The following is a 15,571-nucleotide window of genomic DNA, read 5'->3' as shown; positions in this document are numbered from 1 at the left end:
ATTAACCTCCGTGTGGGCGTTTCCAGTATTCGACCATTCGCACCATTACCTCCGCATTGGCCCCTCCGTTTTCCACTGACACAGGTAGCTCTGTTGGTGGGGTACGCGGAGGTACAGGGTGGAGAAAATCCACGCCGAAGAATCGGCCTGCGATATTCGACCCATCTGCTGCGGTGTAGGTCTCAGTGCGTGGATATGTGTCAATTGTCAGATCTTGCCCCTCGGTGAGAGTAGGGGTCGTGATCTTTCTTTCTGATTGTGCATCCCGTTTAAAGGAATAGTCTGGGAGTGTCCATCGCCCCGGCGCGGTACAAGCCCACTGCAGATATAGTGGGCGGTCAGTTGGGTTGTGTACTGTGACGGTATTGGTGCCCGATCCCGATGGAAACATCACAGTATTTGTCCGGGTTTCTCCTTTCCAGAAGGGGAAGGCTGCCCGAAGGGTAAGCACCATTTTGGAGTATTCCATCAGGCGTGGGTCATTTTTAACGGCGGTTTTTGTTTTCTCCAGAAGGGTAACGTCGAGAGTCCGGCGCCCAGATGCGCTTGTGTAGACGATCGTTGCTGGTTCCTCTGGGGAAAAGCTGTTAAAAAATCGTTCCTCAACATATTCCCAGCTGCGCCCCTCGTCTCCGTAGATGTTGAATCCCATTACCAGGTCTAACGGTTCGATGGTGTTTCCCAGGTAGGTTGCGCCCTCTTGGTATGCGCTTTGCTGCCAGATGGTTTTGAACGGAGCTTCGCTGTGTAGCCCCTCCGGAGAGACGTCCAGTTCCACTCCTTCCAGCCCCATCAGCTCGCCAGAGACATTCCATTTTTGGCCATCGACGCCGATTATTTGGATATTTGCGGGAGTTAGTTCCATCATGCCTCCTTACGTGTTAGACACCCATCATTCCGATCACCTCACGACGTGCGTGCATTTCCGCGCGACGCAGCCCGTCATCAAGGTTGTTCGTTTCGATGTGGTAGTGCACTTCAATGTTTTTCCCGGAATGGGACGTGTCGGTTATCCGTCCACCAACGGTTTCCTGTTGCAGATACCGCGCATACGACGGATCCGAATTCACACGCTCTAGTAGTGGCCGTGCGACAGATGCTGCAGCTTCCCGGATCACGATCTCGCCATTTGATGCCATGATCGGAATCAGATCGTCTGTAGGCCCACCAGGACCCCAGACTGATCCGCCGTTGGCGTAGCCACGACCCTTTCCCCAATGGGTGGTCAAGTCGCCACCATACCGAGAACGGTAGTACCGCAGCGCAGCCACCATGTTCGCAAACGGGTGCTTGCGATCATTAGGTAACTCCGGATCACGGTGGGCCGCAAAAGTTCCTGGAATGATTTGCAGCAAACCCACGCCAGCTTTTTCACCGGTTCCGTTGACATCCACAATCTGCTGGGCAATGCGCGGATTACCGCCAGACTCAGTTTTAATCTGGGCAATCATCGCATTCACCTGAGCAGAATTACGGGCATCAAACCCCGTCCGACGCATCGCCTCCATGGCCATACCCCGCCACTGTTCTGCGCCCTGCTTCGGGTCATACACATGCCCGATCTCTCCCGGGACACGTTTAGGCATAGTATCCACCGGCTTCTTAGCCAACACCTGCGCACCAGTTACCGTGGCCACAGGCACACCCGGCGCGAGTTTCTGGATGGTATTCGATGCGGACGCGATTTCGTCTAGCCGTTTATCGGCTAGTTGCCCGGTTGATTCCTGGGCTCGGCTGGTTGCCTTGCTGTATGCGGTCAGTGCTTTCATCAGCGGAGGGAACTCATCGGCAATACCAAACGTGCCGGCCAAGTCTTTAACTTGGCCCTCAACGAAGGTCTTTGCAAAGTTTCCTGCGATCTCCGACCATGAGGAAGGCCCCGATTCCGATTCTGTTGAATAAGAATCAGGATCAGACTTCGTAGACGACCGTAGAGCTTTTAGCGGTTGCGCAGATTCAGTTGTAACGTCGGATAAATCCAAATCTGCGACATCAGATAGGTTCCCGAGACTTCCCAACTCACCGATTTTTGGTACTTCCACCTGTCGGAAAAACGCGCGCGGTAGGTGGGCGAATTCGTTGTATTGCGGGTGGTTCCAGCCAGCAGCCCGGCCGCCATATTGGCCGTTGCCTCTGGCGCCGCCCATTTCGGTGTTCACCCCGGTAGGCAGCGTTGACGATGTGTGTCCGCCATAAGGTCCGCCATTAAACCACGCGATGTTGAAATCACCAGGCTTACCCTTACCCGCAGTAAAGCCCAGGCTGCGCAACGCAGATGCTTGATTTCCGGTGGCAAACCTGCCTGCCCATGGATCAAGGCCAACAGAGAACCTAGCTAACGCAGACTGCGCTCCCGAGCAATCGCCCCACTTCACACCACCCCACACATAGGGCTTGCCCTCAAGCCCCTTCGCGAAATCATCAAGCTCATGAATCGTGACGCCACCCTCGGCAAAGAACGTGGTCGATTTCGGAGCCAATGATTTCTTATAGCTTGGGGTAAACGGGGCTCCGGTTTTCTGATCCACAACGGCTAGGCCGAAGTGGTTCGCCACAGCCCCTAAGATCCCCTCAGCACGAGGACGACGCGAGTCATTAGCCAAGGGGATATACGCCTCACCGCCGGTCTCACGTTCACCGAAAATCCGAACGTCTCCCGCTGGCACGATCATAGGATCATGAACCTCGCGACCCCGAACGCCACCAGAGGCGAAGAAACTCACCGACCCATTGGCGTTGGCTGATCCAGTACCGATCGACGAGAGGAACGATCCCATGGAGTTAGAAAACCAGCTTTTTACTGATTCCCATTTCTCTTGGATTCCCGACCACAGCCCATTGATGATGTTACGTCCAGCATCTTTTAGCCATGTGCCCGCGTTTCGGAAAACCTCACCAATCTTCCCTGGCAGAGACTTGATGTTTTCCCAGACATCTTTGATCTTCTGGGCAACGATATGCGCCATGACCTCGGCGGCTTTTTTGAAGTGATCGAACTTGTTTTTCGCCTCAATAACCTTGCCGATAATCGATTTTATGACGCTGATTGCAATCTGTATCGCGGCTTTAAAAGCGGTCTTTAAGAAATTTCCGACCTTGTTCACTGCGTTTCTGAACGTTTCAGAATTCTTATACGCATACACCAGGCCAGCCGTCAACGCCGCTACCGCTGCAACCACCAGCCCCACAGGGCCGGTGAAAAACACCAGCCCCTTAGACAGCACTCCGAAAACCTTCGATACTTTGGAAACAATCCCGCCGACCTTCTTCAGGACACCACCAAGTCCCTTACCGCCACTGCCTTCATCTCCACCAGCATCACCGAACAACGAAATCAACGGGGAAATAAAGCCTTTGACCTTGGCAAAACCAGCGAAAGCCAAAACCGCCGGACCTATCGCCGGAGCAAGCCCCGAAATAGCCGGAGCAAGCCCCTGAGCTATCTGAGCGATCACCGGCGCAAGCGTCTCAACAACAGGAACCAACGACTGTGCAATCGCGCCAAACGCCTCACCCAATGGGCCCATTGCTGGGGCAAGCGCCGTAAACCCCTGCGCAAGTGAATCAACAAACGCACCAACACCCGGCGCGGCAGCCTGAATGAACTCAGACAAGGCAGGCATGATGGTGCTACCCACTGTCGTCAGCACCGTCCCCATGATTGGGGCGAGCGCATTTAATCCCTCAGTCATTGATGAGAAGAAACCCTGCAGTGCAGTTTGTCCCTCAACGCTATTAACGAACTGGTTTAAATGCCCCAGCACAGTCCCCAACGGCGATAGTGAAGATTCACCCGCCGCAGCGGCAGCACTGAACACACCACTGACAATCCCGCTGACGTCACTGATGGTTTGCCCGATGCCCTTGAGCGCTTCGACTCCATTCGTGATCCACCGGTCAAAGGTTCCGTCTGATGCTGCGGTGCTAAGAAACTTGCCTAACCTCTGTCCTGCAGATCCCAGATGCTCTCCCAGCTGCGGCAGATACGATGATCCCGCCGCAGCTAGATCCATCATCCCCTGCGTAAACGGCACTGCTGCAGTATTCAGCTCTCGAAACAGCCCAGCGGAATTTGACAGAATCTGTTCCATACCTACCTGGGAAGATTCCGACGCCAATGCGGACATAGCTGCACGCCAACCGCCATTGATCTCTGTCGCGATACCAGCAAGTCCTTGCTTGAGGATTGGCAGCTGTACATTCGCCAAATGCGTGACTGATTCATCTAATCCGGCAAAAAGATTGTCTTGAACCGCGAACCGCAGATCCCGCCACTGATCACCAAGCGCTTGGATCGCAAGAACAAAAGCTCTCGCATTCGGGGAGAGGTTGCTTAAAGCTTCAGCGAACTGATCAACACCACCACTAGCCGACGTGGACGCAGCGTCCGCTAAACGTTCCATTGCTTCCGCTAGGTTCCTCTGAGCATCAGCCTCAGCTTGGACCGCGTCCTCGACGCGTTCTTTGGCTTCGACGACCCGTTTAGCTCCTTCAACCCCAGCGTCGTTGGCTGCCTGTACGTCTCGTGCAAGTTGGTTGTTTTTCTCACGTGTTGATTCCAGGCGAGCAACAGCCTGACGGTATGCAAGATCAGCTTCTGCCCGATCCAACTCCGAAGATTTAGAATCCTTATTGGTTTCTTGTAGTTGTTGCTTCGCCCTAGCGACAGCAAGCACTGCTTCTTCTTCATCAAGGGCAGCATCTCGCAGCTGCTGATTCATCTCCTTCAGCTCACGAGTGGCTTCACGCCTAGCTTCATTGAGGTTTTCCTGGGCTTTTTTCGCAGCTTTCTGACTGTCAGCTACCCGTCGTTCAGCTGCAGCAACCTGCGATGCCGCAGATTTCACAGCCTTGGACGTGTCTGCCGCCCCGCCAGTCGCAGATTTCCCCATAGCGCTAAACGCCCCGCCGATGCCAGAGACACCAATAGCTACGGCTGCGATACCTGCCGAAGCGGCTGCTGCGGCAGCTGGAAGCGTTAGCAATGTTCCCGCGGCGGAAGCGGCAGCAGATGCCATCGCAGCCAACGGAGCAATCGCCCCAGCCGCAGCAACACCAATCGTTCCAACACCGATACCCAGGCCGCTAATGCGCGCTACTGAACCCGCAGTAGTTGCAGCAGACGACCCCATCTCCCGAAACGCAGCCGTAGCCTGACGAATACCACTGCGATCGACATCAGGACGAATCTTCGAAACACGATCACGTGCGATACGATCGAGCCGTTGTTCAGCGGCAGCGACATCTGCATCAGCGTTGATCGTCGCGGTACGGGACTGCGCCGCAGCATCAATCTTCGCTGTAGCTACAGATGTATCCGCATCAACGCCTACCTCAACATCAGGTACTACGCCCAGCTCTTCTTTGAGCCGCGCACGGAACCCATCTGCATCTGGCTCAACATCCGCCGATACATTCAGCTGCATTTTCTCCAATGCTGCCTTTGCCTTTTTCGCAAAGCCCGCCAAATTCGGAGAAATAGTAATCTTTGCGCTACCAGCTGAATACTCAGCCATGCCCCACCTCCTGATCGCTATCGACCAGGTAAAAGCTGATCGAGTAGGTTGTTTTCTTTCTGCTCCCGCCGACGACGCTCAAGCCGTTCAACTGCCGTGACAGGCCGCCTCGTCGGAGGTAAATCCGCCCCCGTTAACGCCGCCAGAAGTGATTTCAAAAGATCTTGGATATTTGCCAGAGCGTCATCACGCCCATCCCACCCCTCCAGTGCTGGTGGTTTTCCAGATTCAACCTCACCGATTAACACCTCAGCGACATCGTCATCGTCCGCGATCGCACTCATCGTGCGACTTCCCCGTGGGAGCCCTTTAAAAAACTCCTCGAACGTTTTCCAGTGACGATGCCCGAGAAAGAAATCGTCGAGATCCACATGCAGGATTTCCTGAAAATCCCAGCGAATCTCGACGCCAAACGAGTTAATCAGCGAGACTACATAGAAAAACCAGCAGCCTCCAGGAAGCCTGGGCCATAGAAGTGCTCAATTACGGCGATGACAAGACCCGCCGAAATGAACTCCGCCTCATCACCTGCTTCATCCATTTTCATTACCCATTTGCCGAAGTCATCCTTCATCAAGATCTTCAGCATGGAAATCAGATCCTCGCGCACGGCAGCATCCGCCAGCGCCTGCCGAGTGGAGAAATTCGGCTTCTCAATCTCAATCGGGTTAATGAAGCCATACTCCTCGCCGAGGACGAAAGGCTCATCGGTTACCGACCGCGACTGCTTCAGGCCCTTGAATTTTCCTGACTTCACCGCTCGCGCGCGAAACTCCTCAAAGCGATCAGCAACAGTGGTAGTTGGTTTCTCAGACATCGGGACTCCTTAACGTAGAAGAAAATTCGAATAAAAAGGACGGGTCTTTCAGGCGCCCGCGCTCCTATCCCCTAACCGCTTTATGACTCTTCGGTCACGTCAACAGACTTAGGGAAATCACCGCCAGTCAGCTTCGACGCATCAACCACCGGCTTTGACCCAAGCTTCTTGAATACGAAACCAGCTGCAGCACTACCTGAGACCTCAACGGCCTCTAGGCCCGCGCTTCGCAGCGCCTGCTGCAGTGCGTTGTGAGTGACATTATGAGCCTGGCCTTTCACAGTTACTGTGCCCACACGCAGATCAAACGTGCCACCGGTTGCCCCTTGCAACGAGAACTTGAACGTCTTCGTCACAGCAATCGCTTCAGGAATACCCATCTCAGCAGCAAGCTGCGGAGTAAAACCAGGGCCTGCGATACCGAAACCGAACAAAGCCCCAAAATCTGGATCTTCCTTAGCAAGAAGCTCATACGGAAAATCCATCGTGCTGTTATCCACGAGCTGCTGCTTACCACGCTTCTCATACGAAACATTCGGGTAATACCAATACGGATAAATTTCCTCCTGTGGAGCACCGTCATATCCGATACACAGAGCCTGATACTCACGCACACGAGCATTGCGGCGCTTCTTCGCATAAAACGCGTTTTCCTTGTACTCGTGCACACCCAGATCGTAATAAGATTCGAGATTCTGAATCCGCGCCTCCTGAGCAGTAAACGACAACGTAATCGTTTCCTCCTCCACAAGAGTGCGACGGCGGCCTGAAGACCCATACCCTTCCGGGCCAGCCAGCTTGGTATCTGGTGCCATGTCCATACCAGCCTTCTTCTCAATCTGACCGACCGAGAAGAATCCCTCCGGAAGCTCCTTAATCTTGCCCTCATCGTTTACCGTAATTTGCCCGTCAAACTTGACCCATCGGGGGGCAAGCAAAATCGTGAGGTTTAATGCCGCAAGCAACAAACTATCGTTTTTCTGCTGCAGCTTATAAAAATCGACGTGTGACATTTTCTCTCCTTCGTGAAAACCCGGCGCGCCTACAGGACTGCCGGGTGTAGTTTTATCGGTGGAGTCGTATTCCTAGTTCGTAGATTGTTGACACCCACCGGTGGTCGGGGTTGGCCCATGCAGACATACGTGGCCCACCTTTTTCTTCTATGTCGGCCACCCTGAAATTTCCGAGATCCTTGGTTGCGCGTAGCCCCGTCAGGCTCTGTCGTATGTGCAGCAACATGTTCCAGGCGTCAGCTCTGGTGGATGCGAGCACGCCGATTTCGACGAGCGGGTAGTCCATCGTAGGATCTGCGGGGCCGCCTACTCGTTGGATTACGATAAGCGGGTTATTGGCGATCTCGTTAGGATAGTCGTCTGGGATGTAGGTACAGGTCTTTGGTTGTGGGTCCCAGGTGGCGGTCTCGGTGTCGAAGTAATCGCACAGGAGATTTTCGACATCTGGGAATTTTAGTGTGCCAGGTATGTTCATTGGTTGTCCTTAGATTTTCAGTGTGGCCACCACTGACGCGAGGGTTCGGGATCCTGTGACGCGTTTGCGTTTTCCGTTATGTCCGAATTCCACTGATGCTGAATAGTCCACGCTTGTCGATACTGTCGCGGTTGCGCGCGGTGCCCCTCGCCGATATGGCTTAGTGACAGCCACATCTACTGTGGTTGATGCTGCCAGTCGCCCGCTTCGGCGTGGTGCTGCTTGTTCTACGACCACTGCTGCTGTGTGCCCAGCTCTGTTCATGAGTTCTTTCATGTCAGGGCTGTGCAGCATTTCTGGGTCGAGCTTAATTCGCACGTGTTCCATTAGGTGACCTCCTCGCAGATGGCAACATGGCCTACGATGATCCCTTCAAATCGCACGTGTTCCCACGGTTGCACGTCTATGACGCGAAGCGAACGCCCAAGAATTTTCACCTGGTCTCCCTTCCGCAAATCTACGGTCGGGTGGCGGATGTAAATCTTGGTTGGGATTGTGACAACAGTTTTGCGATCGGTGTCTTCACGCGGCCCACCCCACTCGACTCTGGCGTGAGTGATCTCATGTGAGTATTGATGTGTGCGATCTCCGTGACGGTCACGTGCGGAGGCGCGCAGCACTGTGAGCGTGGACATATGTCACCACCCTGTGGATTCGATGCATGCGAAATCGTCGTAGGCATTACCTATATTGGCGAGTGCTTTTTCCAGCAGCTGGCGCTCCTGCTTGGTGATGTACAGTGACCCTTCTGGATTAGCGAACTGTTTGCTGGTGGAGAACGGCCCCTGAGTGTCAGTGATAGATTTGACCCCCTCGTCCCGGCCGACCATGAATGACCTTTTGACCATGCCAATCACGACCAGGCGGACTACCTTTGATGCGGTTTCAGGTAGTTCGTTTTCCAGTGCTGGGTACAGTGTCGCCAACCAGACTGACGCATTCTCTAATGCTTGATTCAGCTGCTCATCCGTTAGATCGACGGGACAATGCACCCAGTCCAAACGAAGCTCTTGAGGAGTGGCGAACTGCATTCTTAACTCCCGATATTTTGCAGTCGGATCATCGCCAGCGGATCAGTTACTCCATACACCATGCGAGCGTTAGTTTTAGCCCAAGTGGTCTCTTTGTCTTCGTCGTACCACGTCGAAGTAGACATCGCTTTCTCGATACCAATGGTTCCCACCTGCTTTTCAGCAGCCAAGATGCCCTCGCCCTTAGTTGCTAACGGTGACGAGATCACTTCGATCCCCTCCGAGCCCAGGTACTTTTTTTGAGCTTCGTTGGTTTCAAAGCTGTTAGTGAATTCCAGATAGTCATCACTGTGGAGGATCAAAAGGTTGTAGACATACCCCATAAGCGATTTTTCGCCCTCAACCTTTGCCTTGTTGATATCCGCGCGAATAGACTTCGCCGCAGTCGCAGCAGACTTGGCAGTCTTGTTTATAGACGCCCACCCTTCCGACTGCACCTTAATAGTGTCCGAGTCGTAAGACGTAAAGGCATCTTTGACTGCGGTGATACCCATCGCATCCAGGTCAAAGACCATCTGGTTCGCAACCCGCGTAGCTTTTCGCTGAAGCGATGCCATATCGTTGCGGTCTTTCGCCTCATCGGTGATGCCATACTTACCACCAAGCTTTACTACACGCGTAATCTTCGGTTCACCATCAGAAACATCAATAACCGGATGTGAGGCACCCGGCGCAATGATACCCATATGGTCATCGGCAAGAGCGGTGTTCGCGAGCGCGACGTCATAGAGCAATGCGCCGCCTTTGGCTTCACCTGGTGAGAAAAGGCGATCGGTGAACATCTTGAAACGAGTTATGTCTGCGACATAACGAGTAAGCCGGGTTGGCTCCTGCAACATCAAATCAACGGTGATAGCACCATCTTTAACCTGTGGTGCAGCAGCTGGATAAAACCCAGAGTTTTTCATTTTTCTATTCCTTCCTTACACAAGAGCAATCGTGACTTTGCCGGATGCCGCAGCCGATACTGCGATCCCTACGACCGGCCCATTTGATGCGGTGCTGACTTTGCCGGATGCCGCTGTGCTGACTTTGGCACCAGCGGCGATTGAACCAGTCGCAAGCACATCTACAACGTGACCAGCTCGGTAGATCGTCACGTGGTCGCCTGCTTCGCAATCGTGTGCCACAACACCCAGCGGGTAGGCATCAGCCCCAGCGACATCAACTACTGGGGTGCGTCCCGACATGCCCTCGGAATGCGCCACCACAAAGGTTCCTGCTGAGAGCTTTTTCTTTGCTTTTACTGTGATTTGGTCGGCGGGATTGTAGTGAACTTTGGTGACTTCCATTGGAATACTCCTTTTCGGTGTTACTTGGTTTTCAGGCCAGCTGGGATCCAGTCCTCTGGGTATGTATCATCGGCTGGCGTTCGTTGCGCGCCTTCGCCCGAGGAATAGTTCTCATACGGACGCTTGTTTGGTGGTGGCGTGGGAGAACCGCCGTATAGGGTCGCTACCCGTTTGGCGCGAGCCTCCATTTCTTCGAGTGAACCCCCACCAAGAAGCTCGATGTCTTCAGCTTTAATCCCGTATTGAGCAACTAGCTTCAGAGCTTGGTTTTCTTGCCGCAGCGCATCCATTTCTTTGAGTTTCTCTTCGGTACGCTGAGACTCTGTTTTCTGCGAGTCCTCATATTCTTTCCACTTGGCTGCGGCCTCTCGGAGAGATTCGCGCTCACGCTCTGCGAGTTCAAGCCGGGCTGCAAGATCATCGGCGGAAGTATCGTTTTCCTTCTCCGCATTTACGTTGTCAGTCCCGTTGGTGTCGGTAGAGTTAGTTTCCTGCGAAGTTGTGCTTTGGTTTTCTTCGTTGGTTTCGGTTTCCGTCGTGTTCAGTGAATCAGTGTTCATTTTTCGTCCTTTCGGGTATAGAAAAACCCACCTCCGAGAAAACTCGGGGTGGGTTAAGGGTTAGAAGTTTTTGTTATGCAGCTACAGGAGGCAGCGCGCCTTTCGGCGTGAATTCCTGCTCTGTCCCGTCTTCAGGATCAATCCAGGTGCATTTGTATGGCAGATTCCGCAATGTTTGGAAAAGATCCCTGTGCAGTTCGTACTCACCTTCACGCACCGCGATCAGCGTGTCCCAGCAGTCGCCATCATTACTGATATCGAAGGTGCATTGCACCGGTTTGTGTCCAGTAGCGAAGAAATTGAAGAATTCGTCACTATCAAACCGAGTTTCTTCGAAAAAAGCCTCTGCCATGAAGGCATCTTTCACGATTTGTAATGGGGCTTGCGTGCTTAAAAAGAAATTATCGCTCATCGGCTCAGCACCTCCTCACTTCCGTTTTTTAGAAGAATGATTACTTGGTCAAGACTCACATACCGAGGGTTTGCGAATGTACGTTGGATGTCTTTGACAATCTGCTCGCTGTCAATCGGGCATCTATTACAATCAAGAACAATTTGTTTGACCCCATTATACCCTTCGAACGAACCAAAATTATTCTTCGCTTCTTTGAAGTTATTGGCGATTGTGTTTTTTGATCCACCTTTTGGCGCTTTGCATTCAGTAAGCACTCCGTCTAACCAAACGTCAGGTGAGGTTAGATCGCTCACCTTACGTAGATGCACGTAATGCCCGTTTTGGGCTAATCGGATAAACGTTTTCCACTCGTGGCTCTCAGGCTGGTGCGCTCCAATATCAGCAGACATATTCGCCAACCACGACCGATCCCCGCCATCATCAACTTCAGCTAAGACATCAGGCGGGATAACTACAGCAGAACCTTTCTCATTCTGATCCAACGTGATCCCCGGATGCGGTGGAATCTGCTGTTCACGCCGATACCGGTGATAAAAGCGCTCCTGAGTCGACAAAAGACCGTTGTAGATTTCCTCATCTGTCGGTTGAAAATCTGCGCTGTACCACAGATCCTGCAATGCCTCGTACTGCTCTTGCCCATCCCATGGTTTCCCCTTAACCACCATCACAGCAGTGCAGTCACAGTTGTCATGGTACCGACGCCCATCACGTGATGCAGCGTTTAAAGCTGTCTTCTCCTCGTACACAGGCCCCCGAGACGCGAGCATCGCGCAGAAAGGACAGTTCTCCTCGCCGGTCAAAACCCTCGCCCACCCAACAACGATCCCAGACTCACCATCCGGCGACTCCACAAAATCATCCGGTGTCGGATATTCAAAATCTGATGGTCTTAATACCTCTTCTGTATCCACATCACGGATCTCAGAAAAACGCGCTGAATCCACAACCACATCCCGCCCAGCTGACGCTGCGTGTCTTCGCGCAGCGCCTACTACCCGGCGCGCAAGTTTCTCATGGTCTAGTGCAGTTGGGTTAGGTTTAACGACGTTTTCGTCAATAGCCGTGCGGAAATCATCTGCGTACGCTTCGATCGGGGCATCGAGTGGGTATTGAGTCGTGTCCCAGCCGAGTAGGCGGGCAATCATTTTCCACGTTGCATGAGGGGAATACGCTCTAGGCGCAGCTGGGGATATCTCTAACCCCTGAGTACTCAGTGCGTTTAGCATCTCCGTTACTGCGTTATCGTAAAAAACTCGACGGTATTTCCTGATGATAGGAAACACACGCTGGGTCAATTCCCACAGCTGTTCAACAGTCGATGGGTACGCAACCGCGAGAACTACCTCCGTAATTTCCTTTGCCATCTTCTCGGTGGCGCTGGCGTTAGCCTGGAAGTGATCCTTGTTAGACACCATCACCTCCTATTTCTGGGCTAGAACATCCCTCCGGTAGCGTCCGGGGTGCTCGTTCCGAGCCGTTTTATCCGTTGGATACGCTCATAGGTGAACCCTGGGATATCTTCCAACAATGCCTCGGCTGGGACGTTCAGCATGGTCGCGAGTTTTCCAAGAGCGTCAACTACCTGCGTAATGTTTTTCGCTGATGTGTCTTTCCATTTCACTTCTGCTGCGAAATCATTCGCGGCTGCTTCATCGCCCGCTATATGAGCGCACAACCGGAGTAACTGTTCGTAGCTTTCACCAAGGGCTGTTTGTAGCTCCGAAACTTTTGACTCTTTCGCACGCTCCATCGCAATCAGGCCGTCAGCGGACACATTGCTAATGGTGCCTGCGCCTAGCGATTGAGCAGGCACCTGCGCAATCGCAGCAAGATCTCGGATTGTTGACTCACGAGATTTGATGTATTGCTCAACGTTCGTCTCATCGAATTGGCCAACCTTTACCTTGCTTTGGTCTTCATTGATAAACCACGTATCCGATGCTTTCATGCGTGCTGCAGTGAGTTCGTCTTTGGGCCTCCACCCAATCACATACCTCTGTTTGAAAGCCGCAACATACTGCGTTGACCCCATCTCATAGCTAGTACGATCGATCCGTTTTTGCAGTGAAATCAGAGGCTCCACCATACCCGCTTGATATTCACCATCAAGCAGCCACTGGTCTCGGAACCGCACTATCGGGACAACGCCTACTCCGTGAGGGCGCTTCTCAATGAATTCCAGATTGCTCGGAGAATTCCACGCTTGCTCCTTCCAGCTAGTTGCAGACTTCGGAGAGTTCTTAGCCCCAAAGAAATAGATATTCTCCTCGTCATAGAGGCGGATTCGGTTTCCTTTGATATATGCAGCAATGATCGGCCATTCGGAATTGGCTCCAGATTCGCCAGGCCATGCTAGGGACTCACCATAGAATGCAGTGATGCTCATGGGTGATTTCCCACTAATGATCGGAGAGATACGCTCATCACGCGCGTCTTTGCCGGTCACTATCGCATAGCTGACCCCATACTGGAGAGCTGCTCGGTTAATACCAGATTGGACTGCGTCCATGGAATTGCGTTGCCAATGTCTCCATGCTGGCGACTGCTCATCACCACTGTTGCCAGCGAGGTAGTTCTCCACTTTCATTGCTTGGCCGAAAGTATCGAGAACTAGGGGCAAAAATGGCGCTTGCGAATCAATGGCTAAATCAACATGTCGGTGATAATTCTTATCACGACGAGAGATCCCGAACATTTTCGCGGCTTGTCTCCTCGACCACGGCTGCAGAGCCGAATTAATCCGCTCATGTCGAATCGACTCTGTAGCATGCTGTGAAAGCAACTCCCGCACAGCTTCAGTCGCTTGATCTCGGTTCACACGAACACCGCCTCTCCGTCGTATTGATTTGAATCAAATTCAGCTTCCAACAGTTTCCTACGCACCATGCGCGCACCAATAAGACAAACCGCACCATCAATTTTCTTAGCGGAGTTAGGGGATTCTTTCCGGATCGAAGTTCCATATCGATTCACGGCCCGGCGCGCATTCGTGATGTGGGTTGTCAAGACCGCAGATCCGTCATAGGTGAATGAGTGCTCACTAATTTCACGTTCTACAAGCTCGCATGCTCTGGTGAAATCAAAGAGTTTAGACCTCATATCCCAGGCGACCGGCTCTGCGTTTGCACCTGACGGGACCGCCCATAAAGCTAGTGAGCCTCGGAATAATCTTGGCCATTCAACTTTGGTGAATGATTCCCATTCACGGACATCTGCGAAGTACGCTGCCACATTGTAATATCCCTTTGCCCAACGGACTTTTCTGTCTACAGCGTCGACGTCGACTTTCTCGGCTGTCCCATCGTGAGAGTTTCCAGGCTCCCATGCCCCGATAAGAAATACATGCCCATCGGATACCCGGCACCCGACCAGAGCCGTTGAGTCCCGTGAAAGCGATCCATCGAAAAACATGGCGATGCGCTCACCCTGCTCGACTCTGATGTCGGGGCGAGCCATCTGTTCCAGGTCTGTTGGCTGGACCCATGCATCGTAAGACGTTGTGGGCCAGTTAAGGTACTTTCGCTTTGCATCGTCAGGTTTTGAGGATGGAGTCCAGATGCGAGACATAATCGCATCAATATCAGCCCATGGACAATCAGCGTAGACAAATTCCAACCCGCGACGCAGACTGACTGGGTCAGCCAGCGTTGTATCTGGTGGTGCCTTCCTCGCATCCATGAGGATTTTTCGCTCGGCTTTAGTTTTGCCTAATTCCTGATCAACCCACGCGTCGAATACTGTTTCACCTACGGTACCGACGCCAGGCTTCCATGCGTTAAGGGTCCCTAGGAGCCGATTACCGGATTTGGTTAGGTTATCCAACAGCGTGTCGTAGAGTTCAACCCCGCCGTTTGATGGAGTCCAGTGTTCAAGCTCGTCTCCGATAACCAGCGTTACTTCGGCACCTTCTTGGGTGGTCGCCGAGCTGGTAATAACCTCGAGTTTTCCCTCTGGAACGAGATTTATTTGAGTTTTACCAGGGTCAAGCTCATAGTCCTTGTGCAGCTGTGGATTCCGCTTCTTTGCCACCATCGCTCGAACCATGCGCATGGTGTTTTCCGTTTGCTTCTCCGAAACTGCCGCAATTTGCACCCACGGCATCTGCACCGGTTTACCGATGCACCCGCCGATTATCGTCGGATCAAAGTGATCCAACCGTACCGGGGCAAGAAAATCAATCAACGCTGCTGTGGCCGCAAACGGAGATTTGCCTGAACCTTTCGCCAACCGCCGATGAGCTTCTGCGTAATTCCACGCCCCAAACTCGTTAATCGAGTAAAACCACAGAATGAAACGAGCCTGGTTAGGAGTAAACTTCCACGGCTTCCCCTGTCGAATACCGTTGGGGTGGTGCAGATATTTCCCAGCCCACGCCAGTGCCTCCCACCCCAAAGTTAGTTTCGGTACGCCCTCTGGCAACGTATCCAACCGGTTTTGTGGTGCGACAGACAC

Annotated in this window: 16 protein-coding genes; all 16 read right to left on the bottom strand. The window is 52.9% G+C overall.

Annotation, left to right across the window (positions count from 1 at the left end):
- Position 1: 1 nt before the first annotated feature.
- The 16 genes from CMUST_RS01215 to CMUST_RS01140 all read right to left on the bottom strand — a co-directional run bounded on the left by CMUST_RS01215 (position 2) and on the right by CMUST_RS01140 (position 15,571).
- Complete coding sequence (locus CMUST_RS01215; RefSeq protein ID WP_047260986.1) at positions 2–868, bottom strand: phage tail domain-containing protein; 867 nt, start codon at positions 866–868, stop codon at positions 2–4.
- A 13-nt stretch (positions 869–881) separates the two neighbouring features.
- Complete coding sequence (locus CMUST_RS01210) at positions 882–5,516, bottom strand: transglycosylase SLT domain-containing protein (RefSeq protein ID WP_047260985.1); 4,635 nt, start codon at positions 5,514–5,516, stop codon at positions 882–884.
- A gap of 17 nt (positions 5,517–5,533) precedes the next feature.
- Positions 5,534–5,800, bottom strand: coding sequence for a hypothetical protein (locus CMUST_RS01205; RefSeq protein WP_144414090.1), 267 nt, complete (start codon positions 5,798–5,800; stop codon positions 5,534–5,536).
- A 146-nt stretch (positions 5,801–5,946) separates the two neighbouring features.
- Complete coding sequence (locus CMUST_RS01200) at positions 5,947–6,333, bottom strand: hypothetical protein (protein ID WP_047260983.1); 387 nt, start codon at positions 6,331–6,333, stop codon at positions 5,947–5,949.
- Between the two features lie 80 nt (positions 6,334–6,413).
- Positions 6,414–7,346 carry a hypothetical protein gene (locus CMUST_RS01195; protein ID WP_047260982.1) on the bottom strand — a complete coding sequence of 311 codons (933 nt, stop codon included), beginning with the start codon at positions 7,344–7,346 and terminating at the stop codon, positions 6,414–6,416.
- 52 nt (positions 7,347–7,398) lie between these two features.
- Positions 7,399–7,821 (bottom strand): phage tail termination protein, encoded by a 423-nt coding sequence (locus tag CMUST_RS01190; protein ID WP_047260981.1) that lies wholly within the window; start codon positions 7,819–7,821, stop codon positions 7,399–7,401.
- A gap of 9 nt (positions 7,822–7,830) precedes the next feature.
- Complete coding sequence (locus tag CMUST_RS01185; RefSeq protein WP_047260980.1) at positions 7,831–8,148, bottom strand: hypothetical protein; 318 nt, start codon at positions 8,146–8,148, stop codon at positions 7,831–7,833.
- Positions 8,148–8,456: a hypothetical protein gene (locus CMUST_RS01180; protein ID WP_047260979.1), complete on the bottom strand. Its 309-nt coding sequence runs from the start codon at positions 8,454–8,456 to the stop codon at positions 8,148–8,150. Before CMUST_RS01180 ends, CMUST_RS01185 begins: the two co-directional genes overlap by 1 nt.
- 3 nt (positions 8,457–8,459) lie before the next feature.
- A complete protein-coding gene (locus CMUST_RS01175; protein WP_047260978.1) occupies positions 8,460–8,852 on the bottom strand; it encodes a hypothetical protein in 393 nt (130 codons plus the stop codon).
- 2 nt (positions 8,853–8,854) lie between these two features.
- Positions 8,855–9,760 (bottom strand): major capsid protein, encoded by a 906-nt coding sequence (locus CMUST_RS01170; protein WP_047260977.1) that lies wholly within the window; start codon positions 9,758–9,760, stop codon positions 8,855–8,857.
- Positions 9,761–9,775: 15 nt separating this feature from the next.
- Complete coding sequence (locus CMUST_RS15695; protein ID WP_052844465.1) at positions 9,776–10,144, bottom strand: DUF2190 family protein; 369 nt, start codon at positions 10,142–10,144, stop codon at positions 9,776–9,778.
- 20 nt (positions 10,145–10,164) lie between these two features.
- Entirely contained in the window at positions 10,165–10,704 is a 540-nt protein-coding gene (locus CMUST_RS01160) for a hypothetical protein (RefSeq protein WP_047260976.1), read from the bottom strand.
- A gap of 73 nt (positions 10,705–10,777) precedes the next feature.
- Positions 10,778–11,116, bottom strand: a complete 339-nt coding sequence (locus CMUST_RS01155) for a hypothetical protein (protein ID WP_047260975.1) — start codon at positions 11,114–11,116, stop codon at positions 10,778–10,780.
- The gene (locus CMUST_RS01150; RefSeq protein ID WP_047260974.1) at positions 11,113–12,534 is read right to left on the bottom strand and encodes a VG15 protein; all 1,422 of its coding nucleotides are present in this window, start codon (positions 12,532–12,534) and stop codon (positions 11,113–11,115) included. Before CMUST_RS01150 ends, CMUST_RS01155 begins: the two co-directional genes overlap by 4 nt.
- Positions 12,535–12,551: 17 nt before the next feature.
- Positions 12,552–13,937: a phage portal protein gene (locus tag CMUST_RS01145; RefSeq protein ID WP_144414089.1), complete on the bottom strand. Its 1,386-nt coding sequence runs from the start codon at positions 13,935–13,937 to the stop codon at positions 12,552–12,554.
- The gene (locus CMUST_RS01140) at positions 13,934–15,571 is read right to left on the bottom strand and encodes a terminase (RefSeq protein WP_047260972.1); all 1,638 of its coding nucleotides are present in this window, start codon (positions 15,569–15,571) and stop codon (positions 13,934–13,936) included. The genes CMUST_RS01145 and CMUST_RS01140 overlap by 4 nt, the downstream gene beginning before the upstream one ends.

Origin of the sequence: Corynebacterium mustelae, from assembly GCF_001020985.1 — a bacterium.
Lineage (GTDB): Bacteria > Actinomycetota > Actinomycetes > Mycobacteriales > Mycobacteriaceae > Corynebacterium > Corynebacterium mustelae.
Note: the sequence above shows the minus strand (reverse complement) of the source record. Positions and strands in the feature narration are given on the sequence as shown.

Bases quoted from the DNA above. Each gene is read 5' to 3' on its own strand.
- CMUST_RS01185 (WP_047260980.1), bottom strand. From the start codon at position 8,148: ATGGAACACGTGCGAATTAAGCTCGACCCAGAAATGCTGCACAGCCCT.
- CMUST_RS01215 (WP_047260986.1), bottom strand. From the start codon at position 868: ATGATGGAACTAACTCCCGCAAATATCCAAATAATCGGCGTCGATGGC.
- CMUST_RS01175 (WP_047260978.1), bottom strand. From the start codon at position 8,852: ATGCAGTTCGCCACTCCTCAAGAGCTTCGTTTGGACTGGGTGCATTGT.
- CMUST_RS01180 (WP_047260979.1), bottom strand. From the start codon at position 8,456: ATGTCCACGCTCACAGTGCTGCGCGCCTCCGCACGTGACCGTCACGGA.
- CMUST_RS01170 (WP_047260977.1), bottom strand. From the start codon at position 9,760: ATGAAAAACTCTGGGTTTTATCCAGCTGCTGCACCACAGGTTAAAGAT.
- CMUST_RS01160 (WP_047260976.1), bottom strand. From the start codon at position 10,704: ATGAACACTGATTCACTGAACACGACGGAAACCGAAACCAACGAAGAA.
- CMUST_RS01190 (WP_047260981.1), bottom strand. From the start codon at position 7,821: ATGAACATACCTGGCACACTAAAATTCCCAGATGTCGAAAATCTCCTG.
- CMUST_RS01205 (WP_144414090.1), bottom strand. From the start codon at position 5,800: ATGAGTGCGATCGCGGACGATGACGATGTCGCTGAGGTGTTAATCGGT.
- CMUST_RS01210 (WP_047260985.1), bottom strand. From the start codon at position 5,516: ATGGCTGAGTATTCAGCTGGTAGCGCAAAGATTACTATTTCTCCGAAT.
- CMUST_RS01150 (WP_047260974.1), bottom strand. From the start codon at position 12,534: ATGGTGTCTAACAAGGATCACTTCCAGGCTAACGCCAGCGCCACCGAG.
- CMUST_RS01195 (WP_047260982.1), bottom strand. From the start codon at position 7,346: ATGTCACACGTCGATTTTTATAAGCTGCAGCAGAAAAACGATAGTTTG.
- CMUST_RS15695 (WP_052844465.1), bottom strand. From the start codon at position 10,144: ATGGAAGTCACCAAAGTTCACTACAATCCCGCCGACCAAATCACAGTA.
- CMUST_RS01200 (WP_047260983.1), bottom strand. From the start codon at position 6,333: ATGTCTGAGAAACCAACTACCACTGTTGCTGATCGCTTTGAGGAGTTT.
- CMUST_RS01155 (WP_047260975.1), bottom strand. From the start codon at position 11,116: ATGAGCGATAATTTCTTTTTAAGCACGCAAGCCCCATTACAAATCGTG.